Here is a 12313-nt window from a genome sequence, read left to right on the forward strand (position 1 = left end):
CCCGCCGCCGGCAGCACCGCGGTCGCCGCGAGTGCGGAATCGGCAGCGCAGGGTTCGGTCTCGGCATCGCTTATGACTCAGTGGTTTTCGGAGTCACACAGCAATCCGGGCCCGCGATGGCCGCGTACGCCATCGCGACCTACGGTAACGCGCGGTGCGCCATCATGTACCGGTGGTTCGGAGCCACAGACCGCAGGTCACCGCGTCGCGACCCCACGCGCCGATCCCCACCCGCTACGGCACAATGCGGTATCGCAGCATCATGTCGTGGTCTTCGTGGTCGAGCAGGTGGCAGTGCCAGACATAGCCCTGCAGCGCACTGGTCGCATGGTCGGAGTGCCGGTGGTCGCCGTGATCGTGGCCCTCGGCGAGCTCGGTCGGAACCCGGCGCGGGAACGTCGCGTCCGGATCGAAGCCCAATTCGGCCGCGGTCGGGAACCGGACGATGATGCTGGTGACGGTGCCGCCATCGACGCGAACGATGTCTTTGCGGCCCGCTTCCCACGGCTGCGGCGGCTGCATCGGACCGGCCAGGAAGCCATCGGCCGACGGCGCCCACCTGGTCCCGATCGGTGGCTGCGGATACGCGCTCTGATAGTCGAGAGTCCGCAGCGGCGTCCGGCCGAGAATGCGAAAAGTGACCAGGTGCAAGTGGATCGGGTGCGGATCGGGCGTGATGTTGATGATGTTCCACTGCTCGACGGTGCCCTGCCGTGGCATTTCGATCTCGGGACTGGTGAAGGTGAGGTTGTTGAGCGACATGATCGCCGGCGGCACCCGCAGTTCGTAGGGCTGACTCACGGTGACATCGCGAATCACCGTCGGTGTCTCGATCGGCGGCACCATCGGCGGCTGAAATGCCCCGCCGCGCAACCGTTGCGGCACGCCGCCGGACCAACCCGGCCGATCCTGCACCCGGAACTGGCAGAACCTCGGCATCGCGACCTCGCCGAGGATCGCGGCTTGGGATACCGGTGCCTCGTCGTTGCACAGCTCCACGGTCTCGCCCGGAGCCAACTCGGCAAAGTCGACGAGCACGTCCACCCGTTCGCCCGGTGACAAGCGCAACTCGCGGACGGCGACCGCGGCGTCGAGCAGCCCGTGATCGCCGCCGATCACCCAGAACCGCATCCGGTTGCCGAAGAACAGATTCCACACACTGAACGACGCCGCGTTGAGCACCCGGAACCGGTACAGACCACGGGCGACCGGCAGGTACGGCCAGATCTTGCCGTTGACCAGACCGATGTCGCCGACCGCACCGCCTTCCCATCCGCCTGCCGGCACGATCGGAGTCGAACGGACCGACTGTTGCCCAGCGGCGGTGAACAGTTTCTCCTGCAGGACGAGGGGAATCTCGAACTCGCCTGCGGGCAGGCCGAGCGGATTGCCGGGTTCGCCGGTGTCGAATTCGTCGCGCAGCAGCAGCATTCCGGCCAGCCCGGCGTAGACGTTGAGTCGGGTGATACCCATGGCGTGGTCGTGATACCAGAGGTGTCCTGCGTCCTGGGCCAGCGGGAATTCGTGGTCGATGCCGCCGCCGGGATAGACGAGTTGCTCGGGGTGCCCGTCGCTGTCGGGCGGTGTCACACCGCCGTGCAGGTGCAGCGATGACGGTGCGGCGGTGCGGAAACTCGCTGTGACGCCGTGCAGGCTGGTGTCGACGTCGTCGGCGAGCGGGTGGGTGGTCAGCCGATTCTCGAACCGCAGCCGCAGTGCTGTGCCCACCGGATGCTCGATCGTGGGGCCCAGATAGCTCAGGCCGTTGTAGCCGAGTGCCGCCGATTCCGGCAGGTCACGGTGGAAGCGATGGGTGGTGGTCGAGGCGATGAGATCGAGTTGGGTGCCCCGCAGCACGGGCAGCCGGGGTAGCTCGTCGACGAACGGTTCGACCTGCGGGGAATGAAACAACAGTGGACTTCGTACGCCGGGCGGGACGGCCGAGACCGGTATTTCGAGCAGCGCCGCGCCGAGCAGACCCGCCCCCGCCGCGCGTAGCAACCGGCGGCGGTCGATCGGATGTTCCATGGTCGAACCCTTTCCGGGCGGCACCGTTGCCCACCCGAACGGGGCGACCATACCACCAGGTATGGCTATCCATACCAATTCGAATGGAACCGGCCGGGTCGATCCTCGGTGCGTGAAACACCCGCGCACCGGGGCGAACTCACGAATCGACCGACTGGGTGAGGCCGTAGACCGTGGTGCCGCCGACGCTGACCACGGTGTAGTTCGCCTCGACCCAGGCGGCGATAGAGGAGGCGGACTCACACCCCCTTGACCCCGGTTCGGTCCATGAACCCGAACAGGTACCCGGCCACCCGCCGCATCTGAATCTCCTCCGCCCCCTCGGTGATGCGGTAGCGCCGATGGTGCCGATAGATGTGCTCGAAGGGCTTGTGCCGCGAGTAGCCGAGACCACCGTGCACTTGCATGGCCCGGTCGGCGGCTTCGCAGCACAGCCGGTTGGCCCAGTAGTTGCACATCGAAACCTGTTCGGAGGCAGCGAAAGTGCCGTAGGTGTCCATGGACCAGGCGGTCTTGTGAACGAGCGCGCGCAGCATCTCGCACTGTGTGTGCAATTCCACCAGCGGGAATTGGACGGCCTGGTTGACTGCCAGCGGCTTGCCGAAAGGCTTGCGCTCCTTGGCGTAGGCGACGGACTGGTCGATGCAGTACTGCGCCGCACCGAGACTGGAGGCCGCTTGGCGGATCCGGTTCTCGTTGAAGAAATGCTGGACGACGCCGAGCCCGAGACCCTCCTGCCCGAAGATCGCCGAACTCGGGACCCGCACCTCGGTCAGCGAGATGCGCGCGTGGTCGGTGGGCATGTTGAAGGTCCAGAGGTACTCCTCGATCCGGAAGCCGGGCGCGTCGGTCGGCACCAGGAACGCGGTGATGCCGTGTCCGTCGCCGGGTCGCCCCGCGGTGCGGGCGAAGATCAGATCGGCGTCGGCGATGTGGACTCCGGTGTTCCAGGTCTTGGCGCCGTTGATGATCCAGTCCTCGCCCGCCCGGACAGCGGTGGTCGCCATGTGGGTGGCGTCGGAACCGTGATCGGGCTCGGTGATGCCGAAGGCGAAGAACTTGGTGCCCGCGGCCAGCCCGTCCACCCACTGGGCCTGCTGGGCCGGGGTGCCGTACTCGAGCATCAGCAGCAGACCCACATTGTTGGCGACGATGGCGTGCTCGTTCTGCAGGTCGCAATGCAGACCGAGCCCCCGTCCGGCCAGGTGCTCACGAATCACGGCCATACCGAGATTGGTGCCGTCGCGCCCGCCGAACTCGCGTGGGAAGGCATAGCGGTAGTGACCCGCGGCATCGGCACGACGACGCGCTTCGGCCAGTAGTCGCTCCCACTCCGCGGTCGGCAGGCCGCCACGGTCCCAGTCGGTGCGGGCGTCCTCACGGCGGTGGTCGAAGAAACGAATGTTGTCGGCCTGCTGCTCGAGCGGGACGATCTCGGCTTCGATGAAGGCATCCAGCTCGGTCAGATATCCGGCCAGATCTTCGGGCAGTTCGAAATCCACTGTCTCTCCTAACCTTTCGCCTCGGGACGAATCTGCATGAGCAGGTCCCACTCGATTTCCGAAACACGACGTCCGCTGGCGGCCATGACGATGTCGCGCACGCTGCCGTCGACATGCGCGGCGGCCTGGGCGGCCAGGCCGACGCCCCAGGCCAGCGTGCCCATCACCTTCCACCAGCGGAATCTGTCGAGGTCGAAGTCACCGCCCGCGGCCTGGTAGCCGCGCAGGAAGCTCGCGCGGTCGGCGAAACCGCCGAACTCTCGTTCGTCCGCACCGAAGCGCCACATCCGCAGCGCGGGCCAGGCGAGGTCACGCATCGGGTCGCCGAAACGCTGAGCGCCCTCCCAATCCAGCACGGCCCGCAAACCGTCGGCGGCGACGACGATATTGCCGTTGCGCAGGTCGGTATGCAGCAGCGCGGTACGCGGCGGCGGGCCAGGGAGCCGCTGTTCCAGCCAGCGCAGCGCCAGCTCGAACACCTTCCGGTCGCCGAGCAGCACACGCACGTCCGCCTCGGCCGCGGCGAATAGGGCCGCGGCCGGATCGGCGCCCGCAGCGGGAACGGTGCGCGGAGCGACGGCCGGATCGATGGCGTGCAGCCTGCCCATCGCCTCGCCCCACTCGCGGGCCACCGTTTCGGCGTTGCCCGCGGCCGCGATGAGGCGTAATACCCTGCGCGGGACGGTCTCCCCGGCCACGTGCTCGCTGACAACGAACGGCTCGCCCACCACGGCCGGATCCGCGCAGACCGCCACCACCGCGGGCACCGCCACCCCGTGCGTGCGCGCCAGCTCACGCACCGCCGCCTCGTCCTCGACCGACATGATCTGCACGGCGGCAGGCACGAGCGTGGCGACGAGCTTGCGGGCCCGCTCCCCCTCGACGTGCGCGGTGAAGCCGACATTGCGTCGGCGCGCGCCGGCCGAAAGGTACTCCAGCTCGTCTACTCGCGTAGGCGCGGCCCAGGTCCGGGTCAGGAACTCGGCCAGACCTGCGACGAGATCGGTGGTCACTGCCCCTCCCAGCTGTCGTAACCGGGTTTGGCGATCGCCAGGTCGGCGCGCACCACCTCGACAAGCGCCTGCCACAAGGCGCGCTCGTCGTCGGCTGCGGCGAGCAGTTCGTGTTCGTGCCGCGTCGCCGCCGGCGCGAGATCGATCTCGCGCCGCACGATCCTGGCCAGATTCGCCCCCACCCGCGCACGGTGCTGCAGCGCGGGTGGCAAGGCCGGCAGCAATGTGCTCTCCAGTAGTTCGGCCAGGGACTCCAGCAGCTCGGCTGCGGGTGGTTGATTCTGCACAGTGACACCTCTGGCGCTGCCGCCATCGTGAACGAACTCAGCGTTTTGACTCGAAGGTGAAGCTACGGCAGATCGCGCAACGAGACAATAAGAGACTCAAAGCCTATATATCTCACGGCTTGCCGTGTTAGACATACCGCCAACGGCAAGGAGGCGGTTGTGACACGTCCGTATCGGCTGATCGTGTGGGGCCCCGGAGACATGGGCGGGCGGGCGCTGCGCACAGCGCTGGCATCCCCCGATTTCGAGGTCGTGGGAGTCAAGGTGTTCAGCCCGCACAAGCACGGCAAGGACATCGGCGAACTGGTCGGGCTGGCGCCAGTGGGCATCACGGCGACCACGTCCAAGGCGGAAATCCTTGCACTGAAAGCGGATTGCGTCGTGCACACGCCGACGACACCGTCTCTGGTGCAGGGCGCCGATGCCGATGTGCTCGACCTGCTCGAGTCCGGCAAGAACGTGGTGTCCGCGGCGTCCTATCACAATCCGGCCATGCCCACCTGGCTGTCCGAATCGCGTTCGCCGCTGGAGGTATTGCGCACTGTCGCGCAGATGCGGGTGACCGGAGGCGCCTTCGGGCCGCAGTTGCCCACGGCGCTGTCGGCGCTGAAAACGCTCATGCGCGTGGCAGATTCGGGCCCGCTTCGGTTCGCCGGTCCGGTCCTGGAGCGTCTGGCCGCACCGGTGGTGGACCGGGCGATCCCACGCCGAGCGACAGGCGAGCGACTTCAGGCTGCCTGCCTGCGGGGCGGGGTATCGCTGCACGGCACGGGCCTGCACCCCGGACTCATGGTGGAGCAACTGCTGCTGCGTCTGGCCGGGCTGCTCGACGAGGTGCGCGAGGTGAAATTCCTGGAGGTCGGTGATCTTTCGGCCGCGCCGGACGGCATGTGGGGCGGTCTGGCCAGCCTCGGTTTCGGGATGCCGCTCAGCGCGGTCGACTCCGACCACGCCATCGCGCTCATGCAGCACTTCTACTTCGACGCGGTGCTCGCCACCGTCGCGCACACGCTGTTCGGCGCCCGCGCCGAGGAGGTGCGGGTGGAACGGCACGTCTATCCCGTGCCGGCGCGGACCCGGGTGCAGGCCGGCGGCAGTGTGATCGAGCCGGGCACGGTCGGCGCCATCCACATGAGCTACCGCGGCTACCTCGGCGACCGGTTGTTCATGACCAACGCCGAATGCTGGCATGTCGGCCCGGGCAACGCCCACCTCGGGCCGGATCATCCGCGCAGCCTGGCCGGTGGGCATGTGATCACGCTGGACGGCAGCCCCGCCCGGATCGAGATGCGCAACGAACTCGACGACGAGTCCTACGAGGGCGATTGGTCCGCGGTCACCGACATCTCGGTCAAGGCGATGCTCGACGTCATCCCGGAACTGTGTTCGGCGCCGGCCGGTGTCGCGACGCCCGACCTGAGCCCTCGATACCGTCTGGAGACAGTATGACCTCCCCCCTGCTGGTCGCGGTGCTCGGCGCCGGGCCGCTCGCCGACCGGATCGCCGCGCACCCCGATATCGCTGTCGCGCCGCCTTCCTCGGCCGCGGTGGTCGTCCACCTGACTGCCGACGTCGATGCGGTTGTCGCCCAGCTCGGCGCGGGCCGTGACGTGGTGACCGCGCTGCCCCTCGAAGCCCTCCCCCTGGACGAGGTGCGGGACGCCTGCCGCGACGGATCGTCCACCCTGCACGCCACCGGCGGCTTCCAGTCGGCGGTCGCGGCGCGGCTCACCCGCTCGCTCGCCGCCGCGACGCGGGAGATCACCAGGATCGAACTGATCGAGGAGCTCGAGCTACCCGACGACGGCGTGTATCCGTGGAACACGGTGCCGGAGGAGATGTTGCCCGGCTACTACTTCTCCGGTCTGCGCGTACTGGACGACGCCGCCTTCACCGGCTCACGCTCCGACACTCCCGCGCAGGCCGGTGCCGTCTACACCCTGGGCGACCGGATCACTTACCGTTCGATCCGCACCCGAGACACCGGTACCGTTGCGTTGCGCTATCGCCTGGTCACTACCACCGCAGCTGGAACTGCCACGGCCACAGTCGATTTCCATCCCACCGACGGCGTTCACCCGGCCGATCATCTGACGTCGGTGGATCTGGTGAAGGCGCTCGGTCCGGTTCACGCGAGCGAGCCCGGCATCGTCCTGCGCGATCTCGGCATCACCTATTTGGTCCCGGACGACCGGCTGCCGCGGTCCGCGTAGGGCCGAAGGCGCTTGGATATCGCCTTCTCGTAGGTCGTTACCCAGACCTTGCCGGTAACTGCAGGTTCTGCTGCTCCGGATTCATCGCGAAGCCCACTTGCCTCACAGCCCACAGCCGCGCTTCTCCGCCGTGTCGTGACTGCAAACATATTCAGATGCGAATATCTATACCTCTTACTACCAGATGCTCGGCACCCCGACCGGTCCCAGCTGGGCCCGTGCCGGACATGGGCTTCACTGACCGTTTCGAGGCTGACGACCCGGTATCCAAGATGATGTCCGGTGACGGCAGCGGCCCCGCCTCGGAGATCTCCGAGGCGGGGCCGCAAGCGAAAAGAGCTGCTATGAGCTACTTTTCATGCACTCGACACCGCTACTTCTGCGCGGCCTTGAACTCACGACGACGCCGGTGCAGGATCGGCTCGGGGTAGCTCGCTCCAGCTCCTCACTCGGTCTGACCTGCTATTACTGCTGTCGGATGCTGTCCCGTGCCCGTTTTGTGGACGTCTTGAGCGGGTCAGCAGGCATAACCGGCCGTCATCGCGCATCAGCCAGATCGACAACCCGGCGCGGGTCAGGAACGTAGTGCCGTGCTGTTACAGGAGAATCCACCTCGTGCCCGAGGATCAGCCGAGCGGCCGGCAGGTCGTACTTTTCCGCTACCCGGGTCGCGCGTGTGGAGCGCAGTGTCCTGGGGGTGGACCATTGCAGGCCGGTTCCCGTCACGACTTTGCTCCAGGTCAACGACATCTGCTCCGACCGCACTACCTTTCCCGTGCGCGACGGGATAACCAGTCGATGTCCAGGAGTCGCGCCAATCCTCCGGCGCCGCAACATCGCCATGCATGCGGGGCCAGCTTTAATCGTTCGCATCGACTGCGCAGTCTTGGTGAACGGCTGCCGATACGCGACGCACACCACGTCCTCGTCGTCAAAATCTGGCCAGCCCCGCGGGTAGACGATCTCACCGTCCTGGAGGTTGTACTGCTCGACAATGCTCCTCACCTGATGTACGCGAAGCTCAGAATCGATAATGGTTCCTGCAACCGTGACCTCGCACCGGTCGTAGTCGACGTCCTCGTCCAGCCGCACAGCAAGCGCTTCGCTGGGACGCGCAGCTAGTTCGTACGCGAGGAGCGTGAAGTCCACGTATCGCTGCTCGAACCAACGGCTAGCGTTGGGACGATGGAAGTAGTCACGCTCTGCCTCCCAATACTGGTTCATCTCGTTCCTGCTGAACGGCTGCGGCTCGGCAGGAAAGTACGGGTTGACGGGGTTCCGACCGCGTGCGCGGTCGGTTGCCTTCGTGCGCGCGCCACCGTTACCCGCTACGCTGTTCACCGGATTGTCATCTCGGAGTCCGTCGTCGATCAACAACTGGAACGCGTTGCGCAGGATCGACTTCTGCCTGTTCTTCTTGTACGCGGTTCCGTTCATCTGCTCTAGGTGAATGCGGACGTGGAACGGCCTGACGTTCAATGCCTTCATCTTGCCCAGCACCGAACCCGAGATCGTGATCTTGTCTTTGTCGCCACGGCCCTTGGTCGCAGGGTTGATCTCCCGACGATAGTGTTTGGCGTTCTGGGGGCGTTTCGTCGCGTCGCGCTCATAGCGGTGAAGCCAGGCTTGGCACAGTTCCTCGACAGTCACATTCGAGCTGTACGCACCGAGCGATTCAACTCTTGGCTTCCATCCGGCGACGCGTCTCTTCAGATTCGCGCGGGCTTTCGGTTTGTTATTCCCCGAGGCGTGCAGCTTCGACGGTTTCCCATACGGCTCGCCCACCAGACAGTGAATCTGAAAATGTCGGCGCGCGGGGTTCCACTTCGGCTCGCTGAACTTCCCTGGGACTCCAGGTGCCAACTCAATCTGCGGCATACTTCACCGACCTCCCGGCCACGTGGTCGCTTCGGCGCGATCGGGCTCGCCATCAGCTATGACGTCCAGCGAGAGCGTAGGAAGACCAGGACGAACATGAAAGCCCATAAAGATAGCTGCAAGTTGGCTACGGAGTCTGCGAGTGGTACTAGTCATCGCCGACCGTGTGCTCTTCTATGAAGGCGCGTAGAGCGTCCCACGTGTACAGGACCCTGCGGCCGTACTTCACATAGGAGGGCCCGACGCCGTGGTGCCGGTCATTGGCGAGCTTTCCGACTGAAGTTCGCAGGTACTTCGCGGCTTCTGCCGGAGTTGCCAACTGACTGCGGGCTGGTTCTGAACGCGGGATTCGCTGCAGCAGCCGCAAAAGTGCATCTGCTGCAGCAGCATTGAGAACAGGTAGGTCTCGAGGGCCGACGACGCGGACTGCGTCGGGGTCGGCACCATCATCACGCTCGACCGGGCGGTTAGCCGGATTCGGCGAAGAGGGTTGACTGGAAGATGACATGACAGACTCCTGTGATCCCTGTCAACGGCTCTTCCACAGTCCATGAAACCTGAATTTTCGTCTGGGCGCCAGTCAATTCACACAATGTGACGAACCGTCGCTGATTCCTAGGCGCTGATTGGCCCATCCTGTACCTGTCAAGCGCACGTCGCTTCTGCCGTCGTCTGATTGGATCGCTTGCGGGCCAGGACACGTGCCAACACACAGGGTGGGCGCACGACAGGAGTAGGGCCACAGGTCCGATGCGGGCACGGTTGACTATGGCCGGCCGGGTCGGGTCGGTGAAGACCGACGTGTCCTGGCGGGACCTGCTCGAACGGACTTGCGATGGCTGATGCCGACATCAAATTATCGTGCCTGCCGTCGCCGCGGCTATTGGGCATGGATCGAAGTGCCCGGCGAATGGGTCCAGCCGTGTAACGGAGATCGGCAGACTGTCCTTGCCACCCACGCCGCGGCGCGCTAATAGCCCGGTAACGCGCGCGCACCGCCCAACTGGGCGGAAAGAACTGGCCCGTCGTGCAACGCGCCAGTCCGTTTCGCTGCTTCGATGGTGCGCACGGCGGGGTTAGATCGACAATAGGAACGACGCCCTGTGCATTTGAGCGCGTGGCTTGTTGTCGAAGCTATCCGCTGTAGGTGATTCGCGGAGTGTGGTGACCAGTCCAGCGGTGTCAGAGCTGGCGGAGGGCTCCGCCATCGACGGCCCATTCGGCGCCGGTGACCTGCCCGGCCAGTGGCGACAGTAGGTACGCGACAACGCGAGCGACGTCGTCAGCCGTGCCGATGCGGCCACTCGGTAGTCGACGCACATTGCGAACGAAATGGTCGACGGCTTCTTCGGCCGGCAGCCCGAAGCGTTCGGCGAGTTGCTCGGCGAAACCTCCTGGGGCGTCGAACAATGCCGTGCGGGTCGGTCCGGGCGAGACGATGTTGGAGCGTACTCCGCGCGGCCCGAACTCCGCAGCCAGCGCCTTGGAGACTGCCAACAATGCGGTCTTGGCTGCGGCATAATCGATGATCGGCGTGTCTGGTAGCCGCGCGGCCTCGCTGGCGATATGCACAATGCTCGCGGGCCTGTGCTCGAGCAGCACCGGGAGCGCTGCTCTGGTCATGCTCACCGCCGAGTGGAAGTTGAGCTCGAAGCTCTGCCGCCATTGCTCGCCGCTCACGTCGAGAAAGCCTGCACGCGAGCACAATCCGCCGACATTGTTCACCAGCCCGTCGAGTCGCCCGTGGCGTTTCAGGGCGGCGTCGACGATGTGTGCGGGTGCGTCGGGGTCGGTCACGTCTACCGCGATTCCCTCGATACCCGCACTGCGGTCGGTGATCGCGGCGGCTGTCCGTGCCACCCCGACGACAAATGCCCCTTCGGCGGCGAGTACGCGCGTGGTGGCGGCGCCGATACCCGCCGAGGCACCGGTCACAACGAAGACCTTTCCGTGGAGACGTAGTTCCATGGTTGTTCCTTTCCCACGTCGAGATTCCGGTCAGATCAGGGGCGTACGTGCTACCGCGGCGGCCATTTCTCGATAGCCGGCATCGTTGGGGTGCTTGTGGTCTCCGCTGTCGAATGCGGGGTTGAGACCTTCGGGATCGCCGGGGTTGGCGAGGACGCGGTTGAAGTCGACGACAGCGTCGAACTCGCCCGAGGTGCGGATCCATTCGTTGAGTTCGCGGATCTTGGCCGCGGATTCAGGGGTGTAGTACTCGGCGCCCTTCATCGGCAGCAGAGTGCCGCCGATGACCTTGATCCCGTGGTCGTGCGCCTGCTTGATGAGGCTGCGCTGAGCGTCGATGAGGTCCGATACCGAAACTTTCGGATTCGGCTTGTAGATGGTCAGATCGATCTCGCTGAACCCGATGTCATTGAGTCCCGCGAAGAGCACAACGGTGCCGACACCCGGCTTGTTCAGGACATCGCGGTCGAAGCGGGACCAGGCACTGTCGCCGAACCACGGGGAGTCGTTCAGAACGAGGTTTCCGCCGATGCCGGAGTTGAGCACCGGACGCGGCTTGCCTGCGGCCACCAGTTGCTCGGCCAGCTCATCCGGCCAGCGATTGTCGGCGTCGGTAGTCGAGCCGAACCCATCGGTGATCGAGTCGCCGAAGGCGACGATGGTGTCTTCGCTGTCCCGTGTGGTGTCGTCCCCGCGGACCTCGACGTCGGTGAGGTAGTACAGCGAGGAGGTGGTCTCGGTGAATGCTTGTCCGCTGTCCTCGGATCGGTGGTCGCCGCCGGCTCGATAGCTGGTGGCGTACGCCTGGTCATGAAAGGTGGCCGAGCCGGTGCGCTCCTGCAAGTATAGGGTGACGGTCAGCGACTGGAGCCGGTCGGCCTTCAGCTCTACCGGGTCACTGGCGAGCTCGCCACCGATGGGGATGACAGCGGACTGGCCACCGCCGAAGGCAAGCGGGCGTACGGTTCCCGGGATCTGGTCGGCCCCAGCGCCCGTGTGGGCGATTGTCGCACCGGTCACGCGCAGAGGCGACGTGCCGTACCGGTTGGACAGCCGGATGCGGACCTCGTCGCCGGGGCTGCTAACTCGGATAACCTGCCGCAGGGTGTGGTCGCGGAAACCCTCGTGGCTCCAGTTCTTCTGGAAGCTCATACTCGGGCGTTGTGGGGCGGCGGTCCAGGCGCTACCCCACAGGGAGGCTGCGGAGTCCTGATCGATCATCTGACAGGAAGTCGCGGCGACAGTGACAGCGAGAGCAACTGCGGTCGCCATACTGAGACGGATGGTGCGTGAGCGCATAGTGCGATTCATTTCGGTCGGGGATGAGTTCGAATCGATCGGCGGCCGTATCGGCACCGTTCTCGGTCGGTTCGATGGGAACAGAATCAATCCTGGCGGCGGCCCCGAGTCGGATCAACGGCCAT

General features: G+C 65.7%; 10 protein-coding genes. 2 read left to right on the top strand and 8 right to left on the bottom strand.

The annotated features are described in order from the left end of the window. Positions 1–234 precede the first annotated feature (234 nt). The 4 genes from ACWDXS_RS07130 to ACWDXS_RS07145 form a co-directional block, all read right to left on the bottom strand. On the bottom strand, positions 235–2028 hold the full coding sequence (locus tag ACWDXS_RS07130; RefSeq protein WP_449963014.1) for a multicopper oxidase family protein: 1794 nt from the start codon (positions 2026–2028) through the stop codon (positions 235–237). Positions 2029–2267: 239 nt separating this feature from the next. Next, positions 2268–3530 (bottom strand): acyl-CoA dehydrogenase family protein, encoded by a 1263-nt coding sequence (locus tag ACWDXS_RS07135; protein WP_449963017.1) that lies wholly within the window; start codon positions 3528–3530, stop codon positions 2268–2270. Positions 3531–3538: 8 nt separating this feature from the next. Beyond that, positions 3539–4543: a phosphotransferase gene (locus tag ACWDXS_RS07140; RefSeq protein WP_449963020.1), complete on the bottom strand. Its 1005-nt coding sequence runs from the start codon at positions 4541–4543 to the stop codon at positions 3539–3541. After that, entirely contained in the window at positions 4540–4830 is a 291-nt protein-coding gene (locus tag ACWDXS_RS07145; protein ID WP_378991931.1) for a DUF6285 domain-containing protein, read from the bottom strand. Before ACWDXS_RS07145 ends, ACWDXS_RS07140 begins: the two co-directional genes overlap by 4 nt. A 159-nt stretch (positions 4831–4989) precedes the next feature. On the opposite strand from ACWDXS_RS07145, the gene ACWDXS_RS07150 reads away from it, so the two are divergent. Continuing rightward, a complete protein-coding gene (locus ACWDXS_RS07150) occupies positions 4990–6279 on the top strand; it encodes a hypothetical protein (protein WP_449963024.1) in 1290 nt (429 codons plus the stop codon). Beyond that, on the top strand, positions 6276–7043 hold the full coding sequence (locus ACWDXS_RS07155) for a hypothetical protein (RefSeq protein WP_449963027.1): 768 nt from the start codon (positions 6276–6278) through the stop codon (positions 7041–7043). Before ACWDXS_RS07150 ends, ACWDXS_RS07155 begins: the two co-directional genes overlap by 4 nt. Positions 7044–7580: 537 nt before the next feature. Here the strand turns inward: ACWDXS_RS07155 and ACWDXS_RS07160 are convergent. The 4 genes from ACWDXS_RS07160 to ACWDXS_RS07175 form a co-directional block, all read right to left on the bottom strand. Then, the gene (locus ACWDXS_RS07160; protein WP_449963029.1) at positions 7581–8921 is read right to left on the bottom strand and encodes a tyrosine-type recombinase/integrase; all 1341 of its coding nucleotides are present in this window, start codon (positions 8919–8921) and stop codon (positions 7581–7583) included. Between the two features lie 148 nt (positions 8922–9069). Continuing rightward, entirely contained in the window at positions 9070–9429 is a 360-nt protein-coding gene (locus ACWDXS_RS07165; RefSeq protein ID WP_449963032.1) for a helix-turn-helix domain-containing protein, read from the bottom strand. Positions 9430–10103: 674 nt separating this feature from the next. Next, positions 10104–10889 (bottom strand): SDR family NAD(P)-dependent oxidoreductase, encoded by a 786-nt coding sequence (locus ACWDXS_RS07170; protein WP_449963035.1) that lies wholly within the window; start codon positions 10887–10889, stop codon positions 10104–10106. Positions 10890–10919: 30 nt separating this feature from the next. Then, positions 10920–12161: an SGNH/GDSL hydrolase family protein gene (locus ACWDXS_RS07175; protein ID WP_449963038.1), complete on the bottom strand. Its 1242-nt coding sequence runs from the start codon at positions 12159–12161 to the stop codon at positions 10920–10922. Positions 12162–12313: the final 152 nt, after the last annotated feature.

The organism is Nocardia sp. NPDC003183 (assembly GCF_053590715.1).

Excerpts from the sequence above, each read along its gene's own strand:
- ACWDXS_RS07130 (WP_449963014.1), bottom strand. The coding sequence starts at position 2,028 with ATGGAACATCCGATCGACCGCCGCCGGTTGCTACGCGCGGCGGGGGCG.
- ACWDXS_RS07155 (WP_449963027.1), top strand. The coding sequence starts at position 6,276 with ATGACCTCCCCCCTGCTGGTCGCGGTGCTCGGCGCCGGGCCGCTCGCC.
- ACWDXS_RS07160 (WP_449963029.1), bottom strand. The coding sequence starts at position 8,921 with ATGCCGCAGATTGAGTTGGCACCTGGAGTCCCAGGGAAGTTCAGCGAG.
- ACWDXS_RS07165 (WP_449963032.1), bottom strand. The coding sequence starts at position 9,429 with ATGTCATCTTCCAGTCAACCCTCTTCGCCGAATCCGGCTAACCGCCCG.
- ACWDXS_RS07170 (WP_449963035.1), bottom strand. The coding sequence starts at position 10,889 with ATGGAACTACGTCTCCACGGAAAGGTCTTCGTTGTGACCGGTGCCTCG.
- ACWDXS_RS07175 (WP_449963038.1), bottom strand. The coding sequence starts at position 12,161 with ATGGCGACCGCAGTTGCTCTCGCTGTCACTGTCGCCGCGACTTCCTGT.